General features: G+C 70.4%; 27 protein-coding genes and 1 pseudogene. 17 read left to right on the top strand and 11 right to left on the bottom strand.

All coding sequences use genetic code 11. The features are described from left to right. The 8 genes and pseudogenes from ACFOM9_RS16290 to ACFOM9_RS16255 form a co-directional block, all read left to right on the top strand. Positions 1-196 (top strand): annotated as a pseudogene (locus tag ACFOM9_RS16290) (hypothetical protein); the annotation flags it as partial. A 244-nt stretch (positions 197-440) separates the two neighbouring features. Further along, complete coding sequence (locus tag ACFOM9_RS16285; protein ID WP_386713381.1) at positions 441-2618, top strand: putative bifunctional diguanylate cyclase/phosphodiesterase; 2178 nt, start codon at positions 441-443, stop codon at positions 2616-2618. Then, complete coding sequence (locus ACFOM9_RS16280) at positions 2611-3480, top strand: CheR family methyltransferase (RefSeq protein ID WP_386713378.1); 870 nt, start codon at positions 2611-2613, stop codon at positions 3478-3480. Before ACFOM9_RS16285 ends, ACFOM9_RS16280 begins: the two co-directional genes overlap by 8 nt. Further along, on the top strand, positions 3477-4070 hold the full coding sequence (gene cheD / locus ACFOM9_RS16275) for a chemoreceptor glutamine deamidase CheD (RefSeq protein WP_386713375.1): 594 nt from the start codon (positions 3477-3479) through the stop codon (positions 4068-4070). Before ACFOM9_RS16280 ends, cheD begins: the two co-directional genes overlap by 4 nt. Beyond that, entirely contained in the window at positions 4070-5110 is a 1041-nt protein-coding gene (locus ACFOM9_RS16270) for a protein-glutamate methylesterase/protein-glutamine glutaminase (protein ID WP_386713372.1), read from the top strand. Before cheD ends, ACFOM9_RS16270 begins: the two co-directional genes overlap by 1 nt. Positions 5111-5177: 67 nt before the next feature. Next, on the top strand, positions 5178-6347 hold the full coding sequence (locus tag ACFOM9_RS16265; protein ID WP_386713369.1) for a methyl-accepting chemotaxis protein: 1170 nt from the start codon (positions 5178-5180) through the stop codon (positions 6345-6347). A 125-nt stretch (positions 6348-6472) separates the two neighbouring features. Beyond that, entirely contained in the window at positions 6473-8281 is a 1809-nt protein-coding gene (locus ACFOM9_RS16260) for an ATP-binding protein (protein ID WP_386713366.1), read from the top strand. A gap of 186 nt (positions 8282-8467) precedes the next feature. Beyond that, positions 8468-9526: an HDOD domain-containing protein gene (locus tag ACFOM9_RS16255; RefSeq protein WP_386713363.1), complete on the top strand. Its 1059-nt coding sequence runs from the start codon at positions 8468-8470 to the stop codon at positions 9524-9526. Between the two features lie 46 nt (positions 9527-9572). Here the strand turns inward: ACFOM9_RS16255 and mntR are convergent, their stop codons facing one another. Next, complete coding sequence (gene mntR / locus ACFOM9_RS16250; RefSeq protein ID WP_386713360.1) at positions 9573-10031, bottom strand: manganese-binding transcriptional regulator MntR; 459 nt, start codon at positions 10029-10031, stop codon at positions 9573-9575. A gap of 222 nt (positions 10032-10253) precedes the next feature. Between mntR and ACFOM9_RS16245 the strand changes: the two genes are divergently transcribed. Continuing rightward, a complete protein-coding gene (locus tag ACFOM9_RS16245; protein ID WP_386713390.1) occupies positions 10254-11543 on the top strand; it encodes an Nramp family divalent metal transporter in 1290 nt (429 codons plus the stop codon). A gap of 9 nt (positions 11544-11552) precedes the next feature. Here the strand turns inward: ACFOM9_RS16245 and ACFOM9_RS16240 are convergent, their stop codons facing one another. Continuing rightward, positions 11553-12104 (bottom strand): hypothetical protein, encoded by a 552-nt coding sequence (locus ACFOM9_RS16240; protein ID WP_386713357.1) that lies wholly within the window; start codon positions 12102-12104, stop codon positions 11553-11555. Positions 12105-12451: 347 nt separating this feature from the next. On the opposite strand from ACFOM9_RS16240, the gene ACFOM9_RS16235 reads away from it, so the two are divergent. Beyond that, positions 12452-12643 carry a hypothetical protein gene (locus ACFOM9_RS16235; protein ID WP_386713354.1) on the top strand — a complete coding sequence of 64 codons (192 nt, stop codon included), beginning with the start codon at positions 12452-12454 and terminating at the stop codon, positions 12641-12643. A gap of 45 nt (positions 12644-12688) precedes the next feature. On the opposite strand, the gene ACFOM9_RS16230 is transcribed toward ACFOM9_RS16235, so the two are convergent. The 5 genes from ACFOM9_RS16230 to ACFOM9_RS16210 all read right to left on the bottom strand — a co-directional run bounded on the left by ACFOM9_RS16230 (position 12689) and on the right by ACFOM9_RS16210 (position 15397). Beyond that, complete coding sequence (locus ACFOM9_RS16230; protein ID WP_386713351.1) at positions 12689-13045, bottom strand: hypothetical protein; 357 nt, start codon at positions 13043-13045, stop codon at positions 12689-12691. Next, positions 13042-13782 carry an HAD family hydrolase gene (locus ACFOM9_RS16225; RefSeq protein WP_386713348.1) on the bottom strand — a complete coding sequence of 247 codons (741 nt, stop codon included), beginning with the start codon at positions 13780-13782 and terminating at the stop codon, positions 13042-13044. The genes ACFOM9_RS16230 and ACFOM9_RS16225 overlap by 4 nt, the downstream gene beginning before the upstream one ends. Positions 13783-13951: 169 nt before the next feature. Then, positions 13952-14323: an EF-hand domain-containing protein gene (locus ACFOM9_RS16220; RefSeq protein WP_386713345.1), complete on the bottom strand. Its 372-nt coding sequence runs from the start codon at positions 14321-14323 to the stop codon at positions 13952-13954. Between the two features lie 307 nt (positions 14324-14630). Further along, on the bottom strand, positions 14631-15125 hold the full coding sequence (locus tag ACFOM9_RS16215; protein ID WP_386713342.1) for a hypothetical protein: 495 nt from the start codon (positions 15123-15125) through the stop codon (positions 14631-14633). Positions 15126-15208: 83 nt separating this feature from the next. Then, on the bottom strand, positions 15209-15397 hold the full coding sequence (locus tag ACFOM9_RS16210) for a CPXCG motif-containing cysteine-rich protein (protein ID WP_386713339.1): 189 nt from the start codon (positions 15395-15397) through the stop codon (positions 15209-15211). A gap of 70 nt (positions 15398-15467) precedes the next feature. Between ACFOM9_RS16210 and ACFOM9_RS16205 the strand changes: the two genes are divergently transcribed. Next, positions 15468-16697 (top strand): PQQ-dependent sugar dehydrogenase, encoded by a 1230-nt coding sequence (locus ACFOM9_RS16205; protein ID WP_386713336.1) that lies wholly within the window; start codon positions 15468-15470, stop codon positions 16695-16697. Positions 16698-16817: 120 nt separating this feature from the next. Here the strand turns inward: ACFOM9_RS16205 and ACFOM9_RS16200 are convergent, their stop codons facing one another. Then, positions 16818-17588: a lytic transglycosylase domain-containing protein gene (locus ACFOM9_RS16200; protein ID WP_386713333.1), complete on the bottom strand. Its 771-nt coding sequence runs from the start codon at positions 17586-17588 to the stop codon at positions 16818-16820. Between the two features lie 10 nt (positions 17589-17598). Next, positions 17599-18198: a hypothetical protein gene (locus tag ACFOM9_RS16195; RefSeq protein ID WP_386713331.1), complete on the bottom strand. Its 600-nt coding sequence runs from the start codon at positions 18196-18198 to the stop codon at positions 17599-17601. Between the two features lie 225 nt (positions 18199-18423). Between ACFOM9_RS16195 and ACFOM9_RS16190 the strand changes: the two genes are divergently transcribed. From ACFOM9_RS16190 to ACFOM9_RS16180, 3 genes are all read left to right on the top strand, one after another. Next, positions 18424-19680: a sensor histidine kinase gene (locus ACFOM9_RS16190; RefSeq protein WP_386713328.1), complete on the top strand. Its 1257-nt coding sequence runs from the start codon at positions 18424-18426 to the stop codon at positions 19678-19680. Beyond that, entirely contained in the window at positions 19670-20461 is a 792-nt protein-coding gene (locus tag ACFOM9_RS16185; RefSeq protein ID WP_386713325.1) for a LytR/AlgR family response regulator transcription factor, read from the top strand. Before ACFOM9_RS16190 ends, ACFOM9_RS16185 begins: the two co-directional genes overlap by 11 nt. Positions 20462-20529: 68 nt before the next feature. Then, positions 20530-20910, top strand: coding sequence for a hypothetical protein (locus ACFOM9_RS16180; RefSeq protein ID WP_386713322.1), 381 nt, complete (start codon positions 20530-20532; stop codon positions 20908-20910). A 557-nt stretch (positions 20911-21467) separates the two neighbouring features. On the opposite strand, the gene ACFOM9_RS16175 is transcribed toward ACFOM9_RS16180, so the two are convergent. After that, positions 21468-21896 carry a hypothetical protein gene (locus ACFOM9_RS16175; RefSeq protein ID WP_386713387.1) on the bottom strand — a complete coding sequence of 143 codons (429 nt, stop codon included), beginning with the start codon at positions 21894-21896 and terminating at the stop codon, positions 21468-21470. Positions 21897-22170: 274 nt separating this feature from the next. Here ACFOM9_RS16175 and ACFOM9_RS16170 point away from each other — a divergent pair, with 274 nt between their 5' ends. The 3 genes from ACFOM9_RS16170 (at position 22171) to ACFOM9_RS16160 (ending at position 25203) form a co-directional block, all read left to right on the top strand. Continuing rightward, on the top strand, positions 22171-23334 hold the full coding sequence (locus ACFOM9_RS16170; protein ID WP_386713319.1) for a M23 family metallopeptidase: 1164 nt from the start codon (positions 22171-22173) through the stop codon (positions 23332-23334). A 64-nt stretch (positions 23335-23398) separates the two neighbouring features. After that, a complete protein-coding gene (locus tag ACFOM9_RS16165) occupies positions 23399-24712 on the top strand; it encodes an APC family permease (RefSeq protein WP_386713316.1) in 1314 nt (437 codons plus the stop codon). Between the two features lie 287 nt (positions 24713-24999). Continuing rightward, entirely contained in the window at positions 25000-25203 is a 204-nt protein-coding gene (locus ACFOM9_RS16160) for a hypothetical protein (protein WP_386713313.1), read from the top strand. A 22-nt stretch (positions 25204-25225) separates the two neighbouring features. Here the strand turns inward: ACFOM9_RS16160 and ACFOM9_RS16155 are convergent, their stop codons facing one another. After that, a complete protein-coding gene (locus tag ACFOM9_RS16155; RefSeq protein WP_386713310.1) occupies positions 25226-26188 on the bottom strand; it encodes a cation diffusion facilitator family transporter in 963 nt (320 codons plus the stop codon). Positions 26189-26216 lie beyond the last annotated feature (28 nt).

Here is a 26216-nt window from a genome sequence, read left to right as displayed (position 1 = left end):
CACCGGCATCGAGCAGGTCAACCAGGCCATCACCCAGATGGACGAAGGCACGCAGCAGAACGCGGCGCTGGTGGAAGAAGCCACCGCCGCCGCCCGCAGCCTGGAGGAACAGGCCGGGCAGCTGGTGCAGACGGTGGCGGCGTTCCGGATCCAGACCGGCCACGAGCGCACCGCACTGGCAGCGATCGCCGCCTGACCGCGGTGAAAGATTCGTCGACGCCCTCCCGCGCAGCGCAGCGGGCGTCGACGGCGTCGCAGTTCGCGATGCACCGGTGGACGCCGCGCTCAAGCACGCCTGTGGCCCGCCGATATGGTCGGGAAGACGCACCGCTTGCGCCACGTTCACGACCGGCGCGAGCGGTGCCGATTCCGCCCCGACCACGTCGCTTGCAGGAGCGACGCACCACCGCAAGCCGCGCCCTCCCCAGGAGCTCCACCACATGACGTTCCGTTCGACCCGCGGCGATTGCACCGATTGCGCTTCCTCGAGCGAGGCCGGCAACGAAGCGCTCGCCCTGGCGATGCCGGGCGAAGGCGAGGGTTTCCACGACCTGGCCTGGCTGGCGACGCAGCAGGTGGGCTGCGCGCTGGCGGCGGTCGCGCTGTACGAAGGCGAGCGGCTGCGGCTGGTCGCCGAACGCGGCCTGGATGCATCGCTGGTGCCTGCCGTCGAAGCGCTGCTGCGCGCCGTCGGCCCGCGCCTGCCTGGCCTGGCGTCGGACGAAGGCAGCGTCGGCACGATGCTGCCTTTCCACGCCGCAAGCGCGGTCTTCAGCCGCAGCGGCAAGCTGCTCGGCGCCATCGCCGTGGCCGACGGCCATCCGCGCCCCACGCCCGCAGTGGCCGCATTGCCGGCACTGGAAAAATTGGCCGCGATTGCCGCGCACATGGTCGGCTACCGCGAGATCAAGCGCCGCCATCGCATCGCCGAGCAGCTGGCGCACGTGGATTCGAGCCTGCTGCTGGTCTTCGATACCGACGGCAACGTGTCGTTCGCCAACATGGCCGCGCAGGTGCTGCTGGGCGAGGCCTGCGATCCGACACAGCCGATCGACGGACTCTTCCCGGCGCGGCTCCAGACGCATCCGGCCGCGGCTGCGCGCTGGCTCGACGGCAGCGCCGAGCCGGCCACGCTGGCGCAGACCTTCGACCTGCAGGTCATCGACGCCGAAGGCGAGTCGCGCACGCTCGAGGCGTTGCGCTGCGCCTGGCTGGCCGGTGCCGACACCGGCCTGGCGCTGAGCCTGCGCGACGTGACCGACTGTCCCAGCCGCCAGCACGAAGTCCAGTCGCGGCTGGACGCGCTGACCGGCCTGCCCAACCGCGACGGCCTGCTGGCGATGCTCGAAGGCCTGCGCGCGCGCGGCGTGCCGACCACGGTGGCACTGCTCGGCCTGGACAACTTCCGCTCGATCAACGACCTGCTCGGGCACCGGATCGGTGACACGGCGCTGCAGGTGGTCGCATCGCGGCTGATGCACTGGCTGCCCGCCGACGCCTACCTGGCGCGCTGCGGCGGCGACGAGTTCGCGCTGGTGTTCCCGTGCGCGCAGCTCGAAACGATCGAACCGCAGCTGCGGCCGATGCTTCGCGGGCTGGCGCGCGCCTGCGAGATCGAGTACCAGCGCGTGCACGTGGAAGCCTGCGTCGGCCTGGCGCTCGACCACGCCCACGAGGACGCCGACGAAACGCTGGCCCGCGCCGGCCTCGCGCTGCAGCACGCCAAGCGCGCCGGCAGTCGCCAGGTGCGCCGCTTCGCCCCGGGCATGCGCACCGAGGCGATCGACCGCAGGCGCCTGGACCTGGAACTGCGCCGCGCCTTCCGCCAGGGCGAGTTCGAACTGCACTACCAGCCCCAGGTGGACCTGCGCAGCGGCCTGCCTGCGGGCGCCGAGGCGCTGCTGCGGTGGCAGCATCCCGAGCGCGGCATGCTCGGCCCGGCGGAGTTCATCGACGCCCTGTCGCGCAGCGCGATCGCGCCGGCGGTAGGACGCTGGATCCTGCAGCGCGCCTGCTGCGACGCGGCCACCTGGCCGACGGTCGGTGGACGCGGCATCACTGTTGCGGTGAACCTGTTCCCGGTGCAGTTCGAGGACGAGGCGCTGCCGCAGGAGATCGAAGTGGCCCTGCACGCCGCCGGACTGCCCGCGGCGCGGCTGGAACTGGAGCTCACCGAATCGATCGCCCTGCGTGGCGATGGCGCCGCGGAGCCCGCCCTGGCCGAGATTTCGCTGGCCCGGCTGCGCGCGCTCGGCTTGCGGGTGTCGTTCGACGACTTCGGTACCGGCCACGCGTCGCTGTCGATGCTGCATCGGCTGCCGGTGGACCGGATCAAGATCGACCGCTCGTTCGTCCGCGACCTGGCCATCAGCCGTGGCAGCGAGGCGATCGTGCGCTCCATCGTGCTGATCGCGCGCAACTTCGACATGCAGGTGGTCGCGGAAGGCGTCGAGGACGAGGCCCAGCGGGCAATCCTGATCGGCCTGGACTGCGACCGGGTGCAGGGCTTCCTGTACGCGCCGGCGCTGCCCAACGCCGAGATCCGCCGCTGGCTGCTCGCCAACGGCGGCGACCACAACACGTCCGCGAACGCGCAGCGGGGCACCATCCATGGCTGACCTCGCCCCCGGCGCCGCCTCCCAGGCCGAAGAGCGCGCGTTCGACTTCGACGAGCGCGACTTCCGCCGCGTCTGCCGGATGATCCACGAGCGCGCCGGCATCAGCCTCAGCCCGCACAAGCGCGACATGGTCTACAGCCGCCTGGCGCGACGCTTGCGGGTGCTCGGCATGTGGCGCGTGGGCGAATACCTCGACCACGTCGAAAGCGCGCAGGGGGCGGAGGCGCAGCAGTTCGTCAACGCGCTCACCACCAACCTCACCTCGTTCTTCCGCGAGGGACACCACTTCGGCGTGCTCGCCGAGCAGCTGCGCGCCGCGCACCGCGGCGACGGCGTGCTGCAGATCTGGTGCTGCGCGGCATCCACCGGCGAGGAGCCCTGGTCGCTTGCGATCACCGCCTGCGAGGCGTTCGGCACGCTGACGCCACCGGTGCGGATCCTGGCCACCGACATCGATACCCACGTGCTGCAGCTGGCGCGGCGCGGCGTGTATCCGGTCGAGCGGATCGACGCACTGGATGCCGCCCGCAAGCGGCGCTTCTTCCAGCGCGGCAGCGGCGCCAACGCCGGCCTGTGCCGGGTGCGGCCCGAACTGCAGGCGCTGCTCGAGTTCCGCCAGCTCAACCTGTGCGACGACGACTACGGACTGCGAGAGCGCTTTGCTGCGGTGTTCTGCCGCAACGTAATGATCTACTTCGACAAGCCCACGCAGTACCACGTGCTGCAGCGGATCGCACCGCTGCTGACGCCCGACGGGCGGCTGTACGCCGGCCATTCCGAGAGCTTCAACCACGCCTCGGACCTGGTCGTGCCCTGCGGGCGCACCATCTACCGGCCTGCTTCGACGGCGGTGCGCGGGTGAACAGCGCGGCGGCGGAATTGCTGCCGGGCACGTACTACGACGGCGCGCTCAAGTGCCAGGCCATCCGCCTGCTGCCGGCGGACTACGTCGCCAGCGCGCAACCGGTGGCGGTGGTGACCCTGCTCGGCTCGTGCGTGGCCGCGTGTCTGTACGACCCGGCGATGGCCGTGGGCGGGATGAACCACTTCATGCTGCCCGGCGGCGAAGGTGGGGGCGACACCAGCGCGCGCTACGGCGCGCACGCGATGGAGCTGCTGATCAACGACCTGCTCAAGCTCGGGGCGCGACGCCAGCGCCTGCAGGCCAAGGTGTTCGGCGGCGGCAACGTGCTGAGCGGCTTCCACAGCGCGCCGATCGGAACGCGCAATGCGCAGTTCGTGCTCGAGTACCTGGCGGCCGAACGGATCCCGGTGCTGGCGCAGGACCTGGGCGACGTGCATCCGCGCAAGGTGGGGTTCTTCGTGCAGACCGGCCGCACCCTGGTCAAGCGCCTGCCGTCGACGCGCGAAACCGGCATCGTCGACGCCGAACGCGCGCTGTACGGCCGCCTGGCGAAGGCGCCGGCCGCCGGCAGCGTGGAGCTGTTCTGATGGCGACCAAACCCGTGCGCGTGCTGGTGGTCGACGACTCGGCGCTGATCCGCTCGCTGATGACCGAACTGCTCGGCGCCGACCCCGGCATCGAGGTGGTCGGCACCGCCGCCGACCCGTACATCGCCCGCGACAAGATCAAGCAGCTCGAGCCGGACGTGATCACGCTCGACGTCGAGATGCCGCGCATGGACGGCCTGTCGTTCCTGCGCAACCTGATGCGGCTGCGGCCGATGCCGGTGGTGATGGTGTCCACGCTCACCCACGCCGGCGCGCAGGTCACGCTGGACGCACTGGCGCTGGGCGCGGTCGACTTCGTCGCCAAGCCGAAGCTCGATGTCGCGCGTGGGCTGGCCGGGCACGCGGAAGAGCTCGCGGAGAAGATCAAGCTGGCCGCGCGCGCGCGCGTGGGCCGGATCGCGGACACCGCCCCGGTGCGCGTGCAGGGCCCGCTGGGCTTCCGCACGACCGATCGCCTGCTGGCGATCGGCGCCTCCACCGGCGGCGTGCAGGCGCTGCGCGACGTGCTGGCGCAGATGCCGGCCGACGCGCCGGCGACGGTCATGGTGCAGCACATCCCCGGCGCGTTCAGCGCTCCATTCGCCGAGCGCCTCAACCGCAACAGCCGCATGACCGTGCTCGAGGCGGTCGACAACCAGCCGCTGCTGCCGGGGCACGCCTACCTCGCGCCCGGCGGACGCCACCTGCGCGTCGTGCGCAGCGGCGCGCGCTGGCACTGCCGGATCAGCGACGAGGACCTGGTGCGCGGACACCGCCCCAGCGTCGACGTGCTGTTCGAATCCGTCGCCGCGCATGCGGGCGCCAACGCCAGCGCGGCGTTGCTGACCGGCATGGGCAACGACGGCGCGCGGGGCCTGCTGTCCCTGCGCAAGGCCGGCGCGGACACCATCGCCCAGGACCAGGCCAGCAGCGTCGTCTGGGGCATGCCCGGCGCAGCGGTCGCGCTCGGCGCGGCCTGCGAGATCTTGCCGCTCGACCGAATCGCGCAGCGCCTGCTCGCTCCGGTGCCAGGAAACTGACCGGCCGCTCAAGCGGGCGCCGCCGCTGCCGTTATCCAAGGCACACCATCCCCCACCGAGACCGACGATGGATTCGCGCTTACTGATCCGCATCTCCGCGCCCCTGGCGCTCACCCTTGCCGTGCTCGTGGTCGAGGCCTTCGGCCTGCCGACGCCGGTGCGCTGGGGCGCGCTGGTGGCCATGGCCCTGGCCTGGCTGGGTTTCGCCTGGTCGCAGCGCCCCACGGCACGCAATACCGCCCTGCTCTCCGAACAGACGCGCCTGCTCGAGGACCTGCGCAGCTTCATCGGCGCGGAAGTGCAGGGTTCGCGCACCGAGATCGAACGCACCCGCGAACTGATCCGCGAATCGGTTTCCAAGCTCGGCAGCAGTTTCGAGGCGGTCAATCGCAAGTCGCGCGAGCAGAGCGAGGTCGTCACCCGCATCATCGACCGCCGCGGCGCCGACGGCGTGGGGGGCGGCGCCGACGTGCACCACTTCGCGCAGCAGGCCAGCCAGCAGATGGAACAGCTGGTCGAAGCGCTGGAGGCCGTCAGCGGCCAGAGCAACACCACCGTGACCCACATCGACGCGATGGCCGAACACCTGGACGGCATCTTCTCGCTGCTCGAGGACGTCCGGTCGATCGCCGACCAGACCAACCTGCTCGCCCTCAATGCCGCGATCGAAGCGGCACGCGCCGGCGAAGCCGGTCGCGGCTTCGCGGTGGTGGCCGACGAAGTCCGCAACCTGTCCGAACGCTCGACCGCCTTCAACGAACAGATCCGCAAGCTCGCCCACAGCTCCAAGGATGCGATCGCACGCGTCCGCGACACCGTCAGCCAGATGGCATCGCGCGACCTCGACCGGTCCCGCGGCGCGCGTGCCGAAGCCGCGGCGATGCTCGAGCGCGTCGACGGCATCAACCGCGGCCTGGGCAACGGCATGCGCGAGATCGTCGAATGCGGCCGCGCGATCGACGGCTCGGTGGCCGAGGCGGTGCGCTCGCTGCAGTTCGAGGATATCGCCACCCAGGCGCTGACCGCGGCCAACGTGCACCTCGACCGCCTCGGGGCGATCAACCGCGAAGCCAGCGCGCTGCAGGACCTGCTGCACCACGGCGGCGGCGCCGATGTGCAGCAGGCGATCGGCCAGCTTGCCGGACGCATCATGCAGATGCGCGGCGACTGGGAGCGCCCGCCGCACAAGCCGGTCATGCAGCAATCGATGGACGCCGGGAGCGTGGAACTGTTCTGAGCACCCCGTGATCTACGCGGCGTGACGGAGCCGGCCTGACCAGGCCGGCGTGACGCCGCAGCGGCCGCAGATCACCCCCCCGGAGGTTGTGGTCGACGGGCCTGGGCGGTTAGCGTGGCAGGCGCATGTCGACCCCAGACGCTCCCGAGACCCGGCCCGGTTGGGCCCTGCTGCCCGAGTTCGCGCGCCTGCTGCTGCTCGCGGTGGTGCTGCCGGTGCTGATGCTGGCCACGCTCCTCCTCTGGCGCGGCGTGGCCACCGCGCAGCAGCAGGCCGCCGCGCGGCTGGCGGTGGCGGCCGAGGTCAACGGTCGCCAGATCGACGCTTTCCTGCAGTCGCATCTGGTGGCGCTGCAGGTGCTGGCCGAACGTCGCGGCGCCGCCGGCGACATCGACGACGTCGCGGCCTGGTCCAGCGACCTGCGCCACCTGCGCAGGCACTACCCCGCCTTCGTCTCCTTGCTGGCCACCGACGGCGCCGGCGTCCTGCGGACCACCGCCCCGGCCATGGCAGCCACGACGGGCGCGTATTCGGTCGCGGACCGCGACTACTTCCGCGAACCGCGGCGCAGCGGCCGCGGCCACGTCTCCAACGCCTTTCGCGGACGCGCGCTGGGCACCGACCCGCTGGTGGCCGTGTCGGTGCCGCTGCATGCGGAAAAGGGCTTCGCGGGCGTGCTGGAAGGCTCGATCCCCATCGAGGCGCTGGCACCCAGCCAGCGCTGGCTGCGCAAGCGCGGCCTGGAGCTGCTCTTGCTGGACCGCAACCTGTCCGTGGTGCAGGCCAGCCCCGGCCTGCCGTACCGCCCGCTGGACACGCTGCGCGGCGACGAGCGCAAACGCTGGCTGGCGGCCCTGCCGACGGCTGACGGTCGTGCGCGGATGCAGCGCCTGCCCGGCGTCCTGCGCGACGGCGGCGACGCCTACGCGCTGGCGATGCCGCTCGAGGTCGGCTGGAGCCTGTGGCTGCTGCAGCCCGAACAGGCGGTCGAGGCGGAACTGTGGCGCAATGCAATGATCATGCTGGGCCTGCTGGCGCTGGTGCTGCTCGGCGTGCTGGCGATCGTCGGCATCAAGATGCGGCGCCTCGGCGGCAGCGTGCGCGGCCTGCTGGAGCGCATGCAGCATTTCGCCGTCGATCGCGAACCCGAACCGATCGCCGCCGGTAGCCTGCCGCGCGAACTGGCGCCGCTGGCCGACGCGATGAACCGGCTCGCCGACGATGCGCGCACGGCCTATGGCCAGGCCAGTTCGGGCATGCGCGAGCAGAGCCTGCTGCGCGAGGAGCTGCAGGCCATGGCGCAGCGGCTGCTGACCGCGCAGGAGGACGAGCGCCGCGCGCTGTCGCGCGAGCTGCACGACGACGTCGGCCAGTCGATCACCGCGATCAAGCTCGGCGCGACCGCGCTGCTCGACGACGATCCGGCGCGACGCGAGATCGTCGACGAGATCGTCGCGATCGCCGACCATACGGTGCTCAAGCTGCGCAACCTGTCGCTGCTGCTGCGCCCGCCGCAGCTCGATTCCCTGGGACTGGAGGCGGCGCTGCGCGGCCAGGTCGCGTTGCTCGAGCGCAATACGCGCACGAAGATCACGCTGCGGGTGCCCGCGATGCCGCAGCGCCCGCCGCCAGCGGTGGAGCTGGCCTGCTTCCGCATTGCCCAGGAAGCGCTGACCAACGCCCTGCGCCATGCCCGTGCCACGACCATCGAGGTGGTCATCGAACTCGACGGGCAGGCGCTGCACCTTCGGGTCGAGGACGACGGCCGCGGCGTCGACCCCGCGGACGTGCACGGGCTGGGCCTGCTGACGATGCGCGAGCGCGCCCAGCAGCTGGGAGGTTCGCTGGTGATCGACAGCGCGCCGGGCCGGGGCACCCGCGTGCGCGCCACGCTGCCCATCGCGCCGCACGACGCCGACCCGGCGAAACGTTGACGCGCGCGGGCCGTTGCGGCCGCCTTGCGTCATTTCCGGTGGCGATTGGCGCGCGGAAAACCTGCGGAAATGTGCGCGCGCTCGAACTTTGCGTCGAGCGCGATTCCGCGCGTCCCCGCCTGCAGTATCGTTGTCGATCTTGTTGGCGCGCTGAAGTGGAAGCGGGGGGACGTGGTGCTGATCTTGATGGTGAATGACAACGGTGAGCAGGCCGCGCAGGTCGAACAGGAACTGGCCGAGCAGGGCCTGGACTGGCAGCTGGCCCGCGCCGCGAGCCTGGAGGCCGCGCTGGCCATGGCCGCGGACCTCGCTCCCGACGTGCTGGTGTGCGGCGAGCGCGTCGGCCCCGCCGCGGGCCTGGCGGTGCTGACCCAGCTGCGCGAGCGGCATCCCGACGCCGTGCGCATCCTGCTGATGGAATCGGGCCGCGAACAGGAAGCGATGCAGGCGCTGGAGACCGCGCACCGGGTGCTCCCCGAACCGCTGGAAGCGCTGCCGCTGATCGAGGCGGTGGAAAGCGTGATGGAGCTGCGCGCGCTGCTCGAGGACCCCGCGCTGAAGCAGGCGATCAATCGCGTCGGCGCCCTGCCCGCCGCGCCGCGCCAGTACATGGCGCTGACCCGGCTGCTGCGCGATCCCGACACCAGTGCAGCGCGCATCGCCGAGGTCGTTTCCCAGGACCCGACCGTCGCCGCGCGCGTGCTGCGGCTGACCAACTCGGCCTACTACTCCGGCGGCCGCGAGATCAGCGACCTGCGCACCGCGGTCACCCGGCTCGGCCAGAACGCCCTGCGCCACCTGGTCCTGGCCAGCGAAGTGTTTGCCGCGGGCGCCGACGCCGACGCCATCCGCGATCGCTCGCTGCGCATCTCGCAGCTCGCCGGACGCCTGCTGGCCGGCCCGAGCGCGGAGCTCGCCTCCACCGCCGGCCTGCTGTCCGAAGTCGGCCTGCTGCTGCCGAAGCTGACCGTGCAGGACCAGCACGGCTCCGCGGCGTCGTACGCCACTACCGGCGCCTACCTGCTGGGCCTGTGGGGCCTGCCCGGCCCGATCGTGGAAGCGGTGGCGTTCCACCTGCAGCCCGCGCGCATCCGCGGCAGCTTCTGGGTCGCCGGCGCGGTGCACGTCGCCGCGGCCCTGGTCAACGGCCGCGAGATCGACACGGCCTACCTGCGCACGGTCGGCCAGCTCGACAAGCTGCCCAAGTGGCAGGCCCTGGCCGAGTCGCTGTCCGAAGCCGCCTGAGGCGAGCGCAGGCGCGCGGCCCCATGGCCGCAGCGCCACTTCGCAACTACTCCACGGGTCGCTGCCGCATCTGCACGAAGCGCGCAAACGCCGCGACGGTGTCCGCGCTGACGTGATGTTCGATGCCTTCGGCATCGCGTCGCGCGGTGTCGGGATCGATGTCCAGCGCGAGCAGGAACGCTTCCACTACCTGGTGCCGTTCCCGGCTGGCCTGCGCGAGCGCCTCGCCGCCCGCGGTCAGAAACACGCCACGGTACGGCTTCTGCTCCACGTAGCCCGCCTTCGCCAGGCGCTTGAGCATCTTGGCCACGGTCGGCTGGGCCACGCCCATGCGCGCGGCGATGTCGACCTGGCGGGCCTCGCCGCCGTCGCGGATCAGGTCCGAGATCAACTCGACATAGTCCTCCACCAGCTCGAGTCGATGCGCCTCGCGGACCTGGCGGAAGCTCTCCGCATGCACGCGTGCGTCGATCAGCGGCGGGGGCGCGGGTTTCGATTTCGGCATGCCGGCTCGGGTCCTGTCGCGCGGACGCCTGCGGCGCAGGAATTGGACCGCGGGCGCGTCAGGGTAGCGCAGCACCATGGCGCTTGCTTCGCAACATAGCAGTGGCTATAACGGGCTTCCCCGCCTGGACGGCGATCGCCCGTGGATCGCGAAGACCCTGCCTCGCCCCGCGTCGCCGAGCGCGGATGGCGCTTCCCCCGCGATCCGCGCACCGGCGCCAGCCTGGGCGCGCTCAACGCCAGCGTCCGCGTCCCCACAGCCGGCGGGTCGGGCCAGTGGCTGCGCCGGTTCCTCGCGTTCCTCGGCCCCGGCTACATGGTCTCGGTCGGCTACATGGATCCGGGCAACTGGGCCACGGACCTGGCCGGCGGTTCGCAGTTCGGCTACACCCTGCTGAGCGTCATCCTGCTGTCGAACGTGATGGCGATCGTGCTGCAGGCACTCGCGGCGCGGCTGGGCATCGCCACCGGCCGCGACCTGGCGCAAGCCTGCCGCGACCACTACCCGAAGCCGGTCGCGTTCGCCCTGTGGCTGGTGTGCGAGATCGCGATCATCGCCTGCGACCTGGCCGAGGTGATCGGCACCGCGATCGCGCTCAACCTGCTGTTCGGGATCCCGCTGGTGATGGGCGCGATCATCACCGCGGTCGACGTGTTCCTGGTGCTGTACCTGATGCGCCACGGCTTCCGCGCGCTTGAGGCTTTCATCATCGCGATGCTGATGGTGATCTTCGCCTGCTTCGGGATCCAGATCGCGCTCGCGGCGCCGCCGGTGGCCGAGGTGCTGGGCGGTTTCATTCCGCGCGTCGAAGTGGTGACCAACCCGGCCGCGCTGTACATCGCGATCGGCATCATCGGCGCCACGGTGATGCCGCACAACCTGTACCTGCATTCCTCGATCGTGCAGACGCGCGACTACCCGCGCGACGACGCCGGCAAGCGCATGGCGATCCGCTGGGCGGTGACCGACAGCACCATCGCGCTGATGCTGGCGCTGTTCATCAATGCCGCGATCCTGATCATGGCCGCCACGGTGTTCCACAAGGCAGGCCATACCGATGTGCAGGAGATCGAACAGGCCTATGCGCTGCTCTCGCCGATGCTCGGGGTAGGCATCGCCTCGACGCTGTTCGCGATCGCGCTGCTCGCCTCCGGCCTGAACTCCACGGTCACCGCCACCCTGGCCGGTCAGATCGTGATGGAAGGCTTCCTGCAGCTGCGCCTGCCGACCTGGGCGCGGCGGCTGGTGACGCGCGGCATCGCGATCGTGCCGGTGGTGGTGATCACCGCGCTCTACGGTTCGGAAGGCGCGGCGAAGCTGCTGGTGTTCAGCCAGGTGCTGCTGTCGATGCAGCTGCCGTTCGCGGTGATCCCGCTGGTGCGCTTCGTCACCGACCGGGAAAAGATGGGGCGGTTCGTCATCGCGCCCTGGCTGGCGTCGCTGGCCTGGGCGATCGCGGCGATCATCGTGGTGCTGAACATGAAGCTGCTGTTCGATACCTTCGTTGGCTGAGCGGCGGGGTCAACCGCCGCGCTTGCGCTGCTTCGGGTCCTCGTCGCCTTCCTTGGTCGGTGCAGGCACCTCGGCAACCGGCCGGCCCCAGCGCGCGTAGCTCGCGGCGATCTCCTGCTTCAGCCGCTGCGTGGGGTTCGGCCTCGACGCGATGCCCGCCTGCGCGGCGACCACGGCCCAGCCCTCGTCGTGGGATTGTCCCCAGGCTTCCACCAGGGCCCGGCAAGGTCGTCCCAGCACCTGCGCCAGCACGCAGGCGTAGTAGACGTCTCCCGGCGCCCAGTTGCGCTCGTCGACCAGTTCGGTGACCAGCGCGCGCGGCGCGGCGTGGTAGCGCGCCAGTTCGTCGACGAACGCGCCGCGGTAGCGGCTGCCGTAGGCGTTGATGTCGGCCAGCTGCGCGTCGACCCAGGCATCCCCGCTGCGCGGATTCCAGGCAAATGCATGGTCCTGCGCGAATGCGATTGGCGGAAGCAATGCCGCCGACAGCAGCAGGCCCGCCGCCAGCAGCGCGACCGGACGGGGCAGGCGCTGCAACACGGCAACGAAAGGAAGGGTCATCGGGTTGTCCATGGCTCGTGTCTCAGTTCGGTTTGCACGCATGTTTCCCCGGGCGCGGCCAGCGAAAGCTCCGCGTACCACCGTGGCGATGTTTTCCATCTTGCACCGGGACCGGCGCCCGCGCGAGTCGCGCGATGCCGCCCGCACGTGCGACGCCGAAATCCGCGGTTCATCGTGCCGTGCCCGCAGCCGATCCAACGCACGTGCGAAGCGTCTGGTCCGCCGATCGGAAGCGCGCCGCGATCGAATGTGAACCGCCGTGCTTGCACGCGCCCGTGACGCGCGCGGGCGTAATTTGCGCGCAACTCGATGGCGCGCCCCGCGCCGACCGCATTCAGGAGAACGCCATGGCCAGCACCCGACAAGCGCATGCTCCGCGGGCGACCCGATCGCATCGCTGGGTGGTCTGGGCAGTCGCCGTCGTGGTCCTGCTCGGCGCCTACGCCGTCGCCCTGCGCTGGGTCACGCTGCAGGTCGAATCCGGGGTCGAAGCCAGCATCCATCCCCTGACCACCCAGCCGCAGCAGATTGGCGAGTAGTTGCCAGCCCATCCGGGCCGGCGACGCGCAGGTGACGTGCTGCCGCTATTGCCCGCCATCCTCATGCGGGCGGGGATCGCTGGATTCGCAGCGCGAGTTGCCGCATGCGGCCGCGCGATGGGGATTCGTCCGCACTTCGCGGAAATGGATCTGACGACCATGGCCATCGCGACGCACGCGGTGCGGCAGACGCTCGTCGTGGTGCGGAGGCTTTGCAGTCGTGGCGGGTTGCGCGAACACGGCCACCGGCTGGCCGCTGCGCACCGGCACCGGGCCGGCGGCACTGCAAGCGCCCAGTGACACGAGAGCCATGAGGCTGGTTGCCGCCAGTCCGCAGCGCAACAGTGCCGAGCCGGGCCTTGCCGTCGCGCGTGCGGTGGCCTGGATTGGCTTGCCGTTCACCGCGCAAACCGTCCTGCCGCGGCGGACCCGGCAATCGCCTGGATCGCCGCAGGCAGGCCTTCCGGCGACGGCACGGTGCGCATGCGCTCGCCGCAGGCATCGATGCTGGCCTCGCTCTCGTGGCTCCAGGTCGTGTGATACGGCATGTGCACGCCCCAACCGCCGAGCGTCAGCACCGGGGCAATGTCCGAGCGCAGCGAATTGCCGACCATCACGAACTGCGCCGCTGCGATGCCGAATTCCTCCAGCAGCCGCGCATAGGTCGCAGGATCCTTCTCGCTGACGATCTCGATGCGCCGGAACAGGTCGGCCAGCCCCGAGTCGCGCACTTTCGCTTCCTGGTGGAACAGGTCGCCCTTGGTGATCAGGACGACGTCATGTTTCGCGGCCACCGCGGCGACGGCGTCGCGGATGCCCGGCAGCAGCTCTACCGGATGCCGCAGCAGCTCCTTGGCAAGCCCGACGATGCGCTGTACGTCCGCGGCGCCGACGCGCTGGCCGGTGATCTCCACCGCCGCCTCGATCATCGACAGGGCCATGCCCTTCACACCATAGCCGAACCACGCCAGGTTCGCCTTCTCGAACGCATACAGGCGCTCGGCCACGCGCGCGTCGGCCAGGTCGATGTAGCGACCGACGATCTGCTCGAACTCGAGCTGCGCGGCATCGAAGTAGTCCTGGCTGCGCCAGAGCGTGTCGTCGCCGTCGAAGGCCACCATGCGGATGCCATTGTCCATGCGTGCATTATGCCGGGGCTGCCGGAAGCGACGGCTGGAATATCGTGCTGCTCGCCCCGCGTGGTGGAATCGCCCCCGAAACATCGCACGTGCGCTGGCCAGCCGCCGGAAAAGGAAACGGGCGGCCCGAAGGCCGCCCGTGGATCAAGGATGCGCAACTGCGTCCTGCTTACTCTCCGCCGTCGTCGGTGGTGTCGCCGGTGGCGTCGCCTGCATTGTCGGCGGCCGCGTGGGCCTTGTATTCGTCAGCGGTCAGCTTGCCGTCGGCATCGGCGTCGGCCGCGCCGAACACCTGGGTCAATGCCGGAACGGTGGCGACTTCCGCCTTGCTCAGGCTGCCATCCTTGTCGGTGTCCAGGTCGGCCCACGTGACCTGCTTGGGCTCGGCAGTCGGGGCCGTGGTCGTCGGCGAGGTCGACTGCGGCGAGGTGGACTGCATGGCGCCATCGTCGGTGGTCGGGGCAGTCTGCGCGAATGCGAGCGGCATGGCCGCGGCGGCAACCAGTGCGATCAGGCCGGACAGCTTGTTTGCGTTGTTCATCGGGTTCTCCATGGGGGTGGTTGAGCGGGGGGACGCCGTCGATCGGATCGTGCCGCACCGCCCTGGGAACGACCATGCCGATATCCGGATGAACATTTCCCGCGCTCCCACGCGCGGGCTTACGCCGCCTTAACCATCGCCGGCACGAATGCGGCTAGCCGATGATGCGATGGCCGTCATGCATTGCGCCAAGTGCCGGGCCGCCCGGTTTTTTTTCGGCCGTGCGCGTGCCGCCCCCCGAATCCCGGGGGCTGAACACAACACAACTTTTACCTGCGCGTAGTGACCGCCGTGCCGGCGGAAACCTTCAATCGGGAAGCAGCGCGCGCATGCGCCGCATCAGTCCGATGCCGCTGACCAGGTAGTGCGCGACCAGCGCAGCCAGCAATCCGCAGGTCAAAGGGCTGAGTTGCGCGCCTGACTGCATGGCTGCGTCGAAGTGTCCGAAGTGGACCCAGCGCCAGGCCAGCCGGGCGACCAGCAGCAGCGCGATCAGCCCGCCGATCCAGGGATTGGGAACGTATTCGCGCATCCCCGCCACGATGGCCACGCGGGTGTGTCGCAGCGCCAACCATCCGAGCATCGCGCCAGCGATGGCGCCGATCGCCAGCGCGGGACCCAGTCGCGGCGCCAGCAAGCCGATCGCCAGCAACCCGCACGCGACCAGCGACAGCAGGACGATGCGCAGCATCGTGCGCCTGGGACGATAGGGCTGGCGCCCGAACTGGCGGCGGATGCGCCGGTAGTACAGCCAGCCGATGCCGGCGGTGGCGAGCAGCGGCGCAATCGCGGTTGCGGGCATGGCGGTGATCCTCCGTGACGGGAGCATAGCGCCCGGCGGCCCCGGCGCAGCTGCCGGAGGCCACGCCGGCCTGGCACGCGTCGTCAGACTTCATCCTCCGCGCGCACGCCGACGGTGGGTTCCCCGTCCGCGTCCAGGGTGACCGTCACCTGGATCGGCCGGCAACAGACCTGGCAGTCCTCGATGTATTGCTGGTCGCCGGCGGAGCCGTCGACGAACAGGGCAATGGTTTCGCCGCAGTACGGGCAACCGATGTCGATCGCTGGCAGCATCCGATCCTCCTTGCACGCTGGTGCTAGTGTGCATTCCCACCCGTGTCGACACGTGAACCGGAGCGCCGCCATGACCGTTTGCCGCATCACTCCCCGCCGCCTCCATCGCCGCCTGCTCGTGCTCGCCTGCGCGGGCAGCCTGGGCCTGCTGGCGTGCACCGGACCAGGCGACGCCGCGGCACCCGATCCATCCGCGCCATCCGCCGCGGCCACGCCAGCGCCGGCCTCTGCCACGCCCGCCGCGGCGCCTGCCGACCGCGGTGCACTCCCGTTCGCGGCCACCGAGGTTGCCACGTTCGACGAGCCGTGGGCGATGGCCTTCCTGCCCGATGGGCGCCTGCTGGTGACCGAGAAGAAGGGCGGGCTGAAGCGCGTCGACCCCGCCACCGGCGCAAGCGCCGACATCCGCGGCGTGCCCGAGGTCGACTACGGCGGCCAGGGCGGATTCGGCGACATCGCCCCGCATCCGGATTTCGCCCACAACCACGTCGTGTACGTCAGCTACGTCGAGGCCGGCGACGACGACACCCGCGGCGCCGCCGTGGCCCGTGGCACGCTGGCGCTCGACGACAGCGGTGGCGGCGCCCTGCAGGACCTCGCGGTCATCTGGCGGCAGGTGCCGAAGGTGGACGGCCGCGGCCACTTCGGCCACCGCCTGCTGTTCGGCAGCGACGGCAAGCTGTGGATCACGTCCAGCGAGCGGCAGAAGTTCGACCCGGCGCAGGACATGCAGTCGAACCTCGGCAAGGTCATCCGGCTCAATGACGACGGCAGCGTGCCGGCCGACAACCCGTTCGCCGCCAAGGGCGGTGTGACCGCGCAGGTCTGGTCGCTGGGCCACCGCAACCTGCTGGGCATCGACTTCGACGCGCAGGGCCGGCTGTGGGAAGTGGAGATGGGACCGCAGGGCGGCGACGAGCTCAACCTGGTCGAGCGCGGCGGCAACTACGGCTATCCGATCGTCTCCAACGGCGACCACTACGACGGCCGCGTCATCCCCGACCACGACACCCGCCCGGAATTCAGCGCGCCCAAGGCCTGGTGGACGCCGGTGATCTCGCCATCGAGCCTGATGATCTATTCGGGTGCGATGTTCCCGGACTGGCAGGGCGACGCGTTCATCGGCGGCCTGTCGTCGCAGTCGCTGGTGCGGGTCGAGTTCGATGGCGATGCCGCGCGCGAGGCGCAGCGCTTCGACATGGGCCAGCGCATCCGCGCGGTGGAACAGGGGCCTGACGGTGCGATCTGGCTGCTTGAGGACGGCAAGGGCGGGCGGTTGCTGAAGCTCACGCCGCGCTGATCCTCGCTCGCGTGGGAGCGGCTTCAGCCGCGAGCTTTTGGCGCTCTTCTCGAAAGCGCTGCGATTCGGGAGCAAGACTCGAGGCCCGGGCGGCTTCCACGGAATTGCCCACCGCAAGCACTACTGTGCCGGCGTTTCCCGCCGGACGCCCATCGCCTCGCGGTAGCGCTCGTACAGGGTCAGCACCTTGTCGATGTAGGTGCGCGTTTCGGCGTACGGGGGCACGCCCTTGTAGCGGGCCACGGTGCCGATGCCGGCGTTGTAGGCGGCGGCCGCCAGCGCGCGGTCGCCATCGTAGCGGCGCAGCAGCGACTTCATGTAGCGCGCGCCGCCTCCGATCGACTGCGCCGGCGCGAACGGATCGCTGACCCCGTACTCCGTCGCCACCGCTGGCATCAGCTGCATGACGCCCTGCGCACCCTTGGGCGACACCGCGCGCGCATCGAAGCCGCTTTCGGCGTGGGCGATCGCGCGCAGCCACGCGTCCTCAACGCCGGTCGCCCTGGCCGCGGCCTTGAACAGCTTGGCGTGGCGGTCCAGCTGCGGCCTGCCCACCTTGCCCAGGCCCACGTGCGCTGGCTCGCCCGGCGGCGTCTGCACGGTGAACTTCAGGAACACGCGCGACCCGGGCAGGTTGCGGGTCGAATACACCAGCCGACCGTCCTGTTCGCGCTCATAGAGCGTGCCGCTGAACACCCCCATCTCGCCCCACAGATTGGGCGCCTGCACCGCGTTGTCGTCGATCTGCTTCGCGACGCATTTCGAACCCGGCTCGGGCGCGGTCGCCAGGCTTACCGTGCCGTCGCGCACGCAGCGATAGACCGTGCGCGCCTGCGCGTCGATGGCGGTCGCAAGCAGCGCGGCGGCGAGCAGGACAGGCCAGGGGTGCATGGTGGCTCGGCTATTGCGCCGGCTGGATCGCGACGACGCGCACGTCCGGATTCGCGCAGTTCCCGTCGGCGCAGACACCGTTGATCCAGGCTTCGCCGTTGCCGAACATCACCCCGCGCTGGTTGACGAACAGGTCGGCGTAGCGCTGGTCTCCGATCGCACGCGCGATGGCCGGCGTGACGATGTCGTCGTAGCGGGCGACGAATGCCGCCGCGTCCGCGATGCGAACCTCACCGCGGTCGAGGTGAGCGGTGAATGGATAGGCCACCATCGCCGCGACCGCTGCCCGGTCGCCCGCCTGCACCGCGGCGCGGAACGCGAGCACGGCGCGTTCGTACGGCGCGTGGTCGCCAAGCACGTTGTCGATCCGGGCGTTGACCGCGGCATGGTCGTCCGGCTCCGCTGGTCCCTCCGTCCGGCCAGCGGGCGCGGCATCGTCCGGGACACCGGCAGCCGGGACGGCGGTCGCAGCCGGGGCATCCGCCTGGGCAGCAGATGGCGCGGTGGCGGGCGACGTGCTGGCGGGTTCTGCCGGGGCAGCCCGATCCTGCCCGCATCCGGCAATGGACAGCAGCAAGGCGGCAGCGATGGCCAGCAGGGCAAAGCGCATGTGGAGTCCTTGGTTCGAACCCGGGCAGCCGGGACCGGCATCATCCCCCATCGCTGCGCACCACCGCGTCAATGCCCTGCCCGCGGCCACGCGACATCCGGCGGCGCTGGCTCCACGCGCGCAGCCGGCGCTTCGGTCGCCGTTTTCCCGCCTTCGTCGCACGGCGCTGCCAATGGGCAGGGGGCGTCGTTATCCTCGCCGCATGATTTCCCGGGCCGCATTCCGATGACCACCCTGTTCTTCGTCACCCGCCACGTCCTGGCCTGGTGCATCTTCTATCTGCTGGTGCTGATGGTCTGGTCTTCGGCATTGAACCTGCCCGAATTCCCCATCGTGCTGCTGTGGATGATCACCCTGGCGTTCGTCGTGCCCGACGTGATCTCGCATATCCACCGCGTCCGCATGATCGTCGGCCAGGACGCGACCGCCGAGCAGCTGCGCAACCGGCAGCGCCGACAGATCGAGGTGCCGTTTCCCGCCGACGACGCGTTCGGCCTGGTCGATGCCGCGCTGCGCGAGTTGCCCAGGGCGGTCGACATCGAGTCCGCGCGCGACAGCCTGCGCGTCCGCTCCGGCGTGAGCCGCCCCGATCCCTACGGCGCGCACAGTCGCTTCGATCCCATGCACTGGCTCGATACCCGGCTCGGCGGACAGCGCGACGTGGTGGTCGCCACCGTGCTGCCGGGCGGCGACACCTCCAGCATCACCCTGGCGTGCGAGCCCGAAAGCGGCGCATGGACCGACTGGTTGCGCGTCGACCACGGCAGGAACCTCGAGACCATCGAAGCGATCACCCGCGCCATCACCCGCCGCGTGGCCGAACACCGGCGCGGCGAGAAGGAAGTGGTGCGCGACACGGCCAGCGCCAGGGAGCTGAGCGAGGCCAAGCTGAGCCTGCTCAACGCCCAGGTCGAGCCGCACTTCCTCTACAACACCCTGGCCAGCGCGCAGCTGCTGACCCGCAGCGACCCGCAACGCGCCGACGCCATGCTCGGACACCTGATCGCCTACCTGCGCCGCTCGCTGCCGCGCACGCTGCAGGGCCAGTCCACGCTGGGCGAGGAACTCGAGCGCGCCAACGCCTACCTCGAGATCCTCAAGATCCGCATGGGTCCGCGGCTGTCGACCCAGGTCGACGTGCCCGAGGCGCTGCATGCGCTGCCGTTCCCCTCGATGATGCTGCAGACGCTGGTGGAGAACGCGATCAAGCACGGGCTCGAATCCAAGCCCGGCGGCGGCACCGTCTGGATCCGCGCCACCACCGGCAACCAGGAACTCTCGGTCACCGTCGCCGACGACGGCCGCGGCTTCAACGCCGAAAGCAGCGGCACCGGCATCGGCCTGAAGAACGTGCGCGAGCGCCTGCGCCTGGCCTACGGCAACGCCGCCCGCTTCAGCATCGCCGCCAACTTCCCCGCCGGCGTCGCCGCCACCATCACCCTGCCCACCGACAACGCCCGGGAGCACGACCATGTCGCGTGACACCGCCGTCGCTTCGAGTCCCACCTGCGTCATCGCCGAGGACGAGGAGATCCTGCGCACCGCGCTCGAATCGCTGCTGCGCCAAGCCTGGCCGGAGCTGTCGATCGTCGCGACCTGCGACGACGGCGGCAGCGCGGTCGAGGCGATCGCCGAACACCAGCCCGACGTGGCGTTCCTCGACATCCGCATGCCCGGGCTGACCGGCCTGGAAGTCGCGTCCACCGCGGCCGAGGCCAGCCCGCGCACGCAGGTGGTGTTCGTCACCGCCTACGACCAGTACGCGATCGATGCCTTCGACAACGGCGCGGTCGACTACCTGCTCAAGCCGGTGTCGCGCGAACGCCTCGATGCCACGGTGCAGCGCCTGCGGGCGCGCGCGGCGGGGGCGCACCCGGATGCCGCCACGCTCGCGGCGCTGATCCGCCAGCTCGACGCCACCCGCACGCCGGCGGCGACGCCGCTGTCGTGGATCACCGCCAGCGCCGGCAAAGACACGCGCCTGATCCTGGTCGAGGACGTGGCGTATTTCCGCGCCGACAACAAGTACACCACGGTGATGACCGCCGAGGGCGAGGCGCTCCTGCGCACGCCGATCCGCGAACTGCTGGGCCTGCTCGACCCGGCGATGTTCAAGCAGGTCCATCGCTCGACCATCGTCAACCTCAAGGCGATCGCGTCGATCACCCGAGACGACAGCGGCCGCGGCGCGATCCGGCTCAAGCAGCGACCGGAAACGCTGGCGGTGAGCCAGCCGTTCATGCCCCTGTTCCGCAACATGTGACATCCGACGCGCACGCGCGAACCACTGATCTGCCTCCCCCGCTATCGCGACAACCGCAAGGAAACGCCATGCGCAACGCCGTCGTATTCGCCACACTCCTGTTGTTGGCCGGTTGCAGGATCGACGCCGGCACCACCACGATCACCAACGTGTCGATCGACGGCAAGGCGCAGAACGTGATGCGCTCGTACGTCAACGGCGGCGCCGGCGACTTCGAGTGCATCAAGAGCATCAGCGGCCGCTGCCACTACCTGCTGTTCGTGCGCGAATGTGGCGACGCGGCCGACGAGCCGGGCGATGACGCGCGCTGCGACACGCGGACCGTGCAGGCCTTCACCCTCGACGCCGGCACCTCGCGGCACCTGGCCAACCTGCCGCCGCGGCTGCAGCAGTGCGTCAGCCACGACCGCGAACCGTCGGCGCCCGATTGCCTGGCATCCCAGGGTTGATCGCGAAGGTGCGGGTGGCCGTGGATCCTCTGCAGGAGCGGCTTCAGCCGCGAGCCTTTCCATCGGTTTGCTCGATTCAGAGGCTTGCCATGAGCCGCCTGCAATATCGATCGCGACGGCCAAAAGAGTTCTTCGCTCTACCGGGAAAAGCCACTGCTTGCAATGGACTGAGCGCCGGATACGAATGCCCTGGGGCGCGAATGTCCTCCGGCGCCGGCGTTGCCGACGCCTCCCCCTTGATTTCGCGCCCCAGGACATCCGCATCCGGCGTTCCGGCTTGCGCGGCGGTCCACCGAGTCCACGTCACCCTCAGGGCCCCGGCTATGCAGTCTGCGATCCAATCGTCCGCCGCGACCTGCAGGCCTTTGGGGCGAAATCAAGGAGGAGGCATTCGCCCAAGGCAAATGCCGGAGGACATTCGACCCGAAGGCCTGCAGGTCGCAGCGGACCCGCCAGGTCGCGGGGAACACGAAACAGAGGCGTTCCCTGAAAGCGGAGAAGAACCCCAAAAAAAAGCCCCGCGCAGGCGAGGCTTCTTCCGTACGACACGCGATCGCCTATTCGCGATAGCCGCTGTCGTCCTTGTTGTGGATGATCCAGATCAGGTTGCCACCCGTGCCCATCGACTGGCCGGCGAACACCAGCCGGCCCTGGCCCTTGTAGGCCATCTCGTAGCGATACTTGTCGCCGCCGAAGAAGAACGGGATGAACGCCTTGCCGGTGACGTAAGCACCCTGGTCCGTGGGTTCGCCGATCAGGTCGGTGACCTGCTTCATCGGCATGCCGATCTTGAGTTGGGTGAACTTGCTGCCCGGCGCCGGCTTGCCGGTGATCTCGCCCTCGTAGTCGTTGATGCCGACCACTTCCTCGCCCCAGCCGGCCTCGACCTGGGCGGAATTGACGACTTCACCCGCCTCGTTCATGCCCGGGCCGACGCCGGACTGCTTCTTCTTGGCCAGCGCCGACATCGGCGCGGCGACCACCAGGGCCGACAGCGCGACCGCGAGCAATACCTTCTTCTTCGACATGCCTGAAATCTCCATTCTCAGTTGATCCCCATTCCTGTCCATCACGCCTCCCCCGAGCCTGGCGGCGGGGACACCGCCACGGACCAAGACGCGGCGCATAGTGTCAACGGACATGCCGGCCGGCACAAGCGTCGATGCACGATGCCGCATTGCTGCGGGCAGTGACTTCCGATCCCTGCCTGCGCCCTGAGGCGCGGCTATCCTGGGAGCGTCCTTCCCTGGTGGACATGACATGGCAGATTCCCCCCGCGTCGCGTGGCGCGCGCTCGCCGGCCTGCTTGTTTGCCTCGCCAACGCCGCGCCCGTGGCAGCCGGGGTGGTGCTGACGCAGTCGTTCGACCTGCAGGTCCCGGCCGTGCCACGGGCCGTGCCTGTCAATGGCCGGCACCTGCTTCGCCACGAGTTGCACCTGACCAACTTCGGACGGGAGCCGCTGGTGCCCGTGAGCATCGAGGTGCGCGACGCGGACGCCGGTAGCATGCTCGCCCGCATCGAAGGTCCCGCACTGGCGCAGCTCCTCGCCATCCCCGGCTCGGACAGGCAGGGCATGGGCCCGCCGGCTATCGCACCCGGAATGCGCGCCGTGGCCTACCTCGACATCATGTTGCCGGGCGAGGTGCCGACAGCGCTCGAGCATCGGGTCGAGTATCGCGTCGCCGGTGGCGATGGAAGCAACGGCGCGGTGGAGGGCGCACGCGTCGCGGTCGATTCGCGCCCGCCACCCGTGTTGGGCCGGCCGCTGCGTGGCGGCCCGTGGGTCGCGGTGCATTCGCCGGCGTGGCCGCGCGGTCACCGCCGGGCGCTCTACGCGCTGGATGGCCGCGTGCGCATCCCCGGGCGCTTCGCGATCGACTGGGTGCGGGTCGATACGCGGGGCCACATCGCCGATGGCGACCCCGACCGCGTCGACGACGCCCCGGGATACGGTGCCGACGTGTTGGCGGTCACGGACGCCACGGTGTCTGCCGTGCGCAACGACGTCCAGGAAAGCAGCACCATCTCCGGCCATCGGCCACACGCACTCGCCGATGCCAGCGGCAACTACGTCGCACTGGATCTCGGCGACGGCCGCCACGCTTTCTACGAACACCTGCAGCCGGGCAGCATCCGGGTGAGGCCCGGCCAGCGCGTGCGCCGCGGCGAGGTGATCGCGGCGCTCGGCTTCACCGGCGATTCCACCGGCCCGCATCTGCACTTCCACGTCGCCGACGGATCGTCGCCGCTGGGGGCGGAAGGCATTCCGTTCGTCATCGACCGCTTCCGCGTGCTCGGCCACTATCCGGACATCGGCACGCTCGGCGCGGCCCCTTGGCTGCCACCCGCCGCGGAGCGGCCGGCGCTGCACCTGATGGAATGGCCGGCGTCGAACGTGGTGGTCGACTTCAATACCGATTAGCCGCGCGGCGCGACGGCGGCCCGGCATGCTAGGTTGCGCCGGTCGCCACCGTGGATGAACGCCCATGCTCACCCCGCCGTCGCCTGACGTGCCGCGCCTCGACGACGCCGAACCCGCCATGCGCCGCGCGGTCGGGCGCTGGCAGCTGTACGGGCTGTCGATCAACGACGTGATCGGCAGCGGCATCTACCTGCTACCCGCGGCTGCGGCGCTGCTGCTGGGGCCGGCGAGCCTGTGGGCGGTGCTGCTGGCGGGACTGGCAGTGAGCCTGCTGGTGCTGTGCTACGCGCAGGCGGCGAGCTATTTCGACCAGCCCGGTGGCGGCTACCTGTATGCACGCGAGGCGTTCGGTCCGCTGGTGGGTTTCGAGGTCGGCTGGATGCTGCTGATCACGCGCGTCGCCAGCGCCGCTGCGCTGGCCAACGGCCTGGCCGAGGCGGTGACGCATTTCTGGCCGCACGCCGCCAGCGGCGCCGTTCGGGTCGCGATCGTCTTCGGCTCGCTGGCGTTCCTGGTCGCCGTCAACGTGATCGGCGTGCGCGCCGCCGCGCGCACCGGCGTGTTCCTGGCCGTCGCGAAAGTGCTGCCGCTGCTGATGTTCATCGGCATTGGCGCGATGTACGTCGACCTGTCGCTGGCCACGCCGCTGCCCGGGCCGATCCCGCTGCGCGACCTGGGCGAGGCCGCGCTGCTGCTGCTGTTCGCCTACGCCGGCTTCGAGAACCTGCCGGCCGCCGCCGGCGAATACCGCAACCCGCGCCGCGACGTGCCGTTCGCGATGCTGGCGATGATCGTCACCGTGACCGCGCTGTACTTCGCGGTGCAGTGGGTCGCGCTGGGCACCCTGCCCGGCCTCGCCCAGTCGCAGACGCCGCTGGCCGATGCCTCCGCGCGCTTCGGCGGCGCCTGGCTGGCGATGGCGCTGACGGTGGGCGCGGCGGTGTCGATCCTGGGCACCAACAGCAACACCATCATGCTCGGGCCGCGCTACCTGCACGCGCTGGCGATGGACGGCTACGGCCCGCGGGCGCTGGCGCGCATCCACCCGCGCTTCCGCACGCCCGCAGTGGCGATCGTCACCGTCGGCGTGCTCTCGCTGGCGCTGGCGCTGTCGGGTTCGTTCGTGCAGCTTGCGCTGCTGTCGGTGGTGGCGCGGCTGTGCACCTACATCGGCACGTCGCTGTCGGTGCTGGTGCTGCGGCGTCGCCACGGCCACCGTGACGGCGCCCTGCACCTGCCCGGCGGGCCGCTGATCCCGATCGCCGCGACGCTGCTCTCGATCGGACTGCTGGCCAGTGCAACCGCGTGGAACCTGCTTGCCGGCGTGGTGGCGCTGGTGCTGGGCGCGATCGTGTTCCAGTTCCGGCGCAAGGTCTAGGCAGGCCAGGCGTTCGGACCTTGCTCGGCATCGTCGCGCAGGTTGGCGTCCGGCCTGCAAAGCCAGGGTCCATCGATGACCAAGCTTTTTGTTGAAGGCCCGCCCCCACGGGAATGACCGCCAGTTTCGCGGCATCCCGGCGTGACCCGCCACGCATCGCGGGTCCGACCAGTCCGACGAAATCCCGCAGGCGCGAGGCGCGGCACCGGTAGCGCGACGCACACGGTTCACGCGCTCGCTTCGCGGCAGCCGGCATGCTCGTGCCACCTCCATCGCCGAACACGCCGATGCACCACGACCAATTGCATTCCGAACCCGATCCCGGTGATCCCGATCCCGCGCCAAGTCCCGATGTCCCCGGCCAGGTGCCCAATCCGGTCCGCGACCCGATGCCCGGGCGACCGGTGGACCCGGTGATTCCGCCGATCCACGATCCCGGCACCCCGGGCCGCCCCGAGCGGCCGGAGCCGCCGCCCGTGCAGCGGCCCTAACGCACGACGGCGAGGCGGCAGGTCACAGCCCTGGCGTTCCGGTGTCGGACAGCCGCGTCAGCCGCTGTCGCCACGTCGCCTGCGTCTGCGGCTTGACGAACAGCGCCGCGAGCGCGGGATGCGCGGCCTTGGCCGCGTGTTCCACGCGGCTCACGCAGGCCTCGATCTCGGTCGTGGTGAGCGCGTCCTCGAACTCCGCGCTGAGCGCGGCCACCACCTGGTCCGGCCCAAGCTGCACGGTGAGCACGCCGTTGGCGGTGCGGATCGCCGCATCCTCCCCCGCGATCCGCAGGATGTCGTCGCGCACGTGCGGATGCGCGGACTCGCCCAGCAGCAGGCCCTTGGTTTCCCGCGCCAGGAGCAGCGACGACGCGGCCAGGACCCCGCCAATGAGGATCGATGCGATGCCGTCGAATTCCGGCCGTCCCAGCACGTGGCTGGCGGTGATGCCCGCCAGGGCGATGAACAGGCCGATCAGCGCTGCGCTGTCCTCGAACAGCACGGTGAACGTGGTCGGATCCTTGCTGTGGCGGAACGCCTCGAAGTATCCCAGCCTGCCCTTGCCGGCGCGGAACGCGCGCAGCGCGATGCACCAGGTCACGCCCTCGAACACGATCGACGCCGCCAGCACCACGTAGTTCACCAGCGGCCGGGTCATCGGTTCGGGGTGGCGGAGATGGCTGATCCCTTCGTACACCGACATGCCCGCGCCGAGCGCCAGCACCAGCAGCGCGACGATGAAGGCCCAGAAATAAAGTTCGCGGCCGTAGCCGAACGGATGCTGCGCGTCCGGCGGCCTGGCCGCGCGCGCGCCGCCGTACAGGAGCAGCACCTCGTTGGTCGAATCGACCATCGAATGCACCGCCTCGCTCAGCATCGCCGAACTGCCCGTGATCGCCGCCGCAGCGAACTTGGTCGCGGCGATCGCGAGGTTGCCGGCGAGCGCGGCATACACCACCAGCTTCGAGGACGGAGTGCGTGGCATGGAGGATTCGCGATGCGGGGCCGATGGC

The organism is Luteimonas notoginsengisoli (assembly GCF_042648885.1).
GTDB classification, from domain to species: Bacteria; Pseudomonadota; Gammaproteobacteria; order Xanthomonadales; family Xanthomonadaceae; genus Luteimonas; species Luteimonas notoginsengisoli.
The sequence above is the reverse complement of the archived record's forward strand: the minus strand, read 5'-3'. Positions and strand labels throughout refer to the sequence as shown.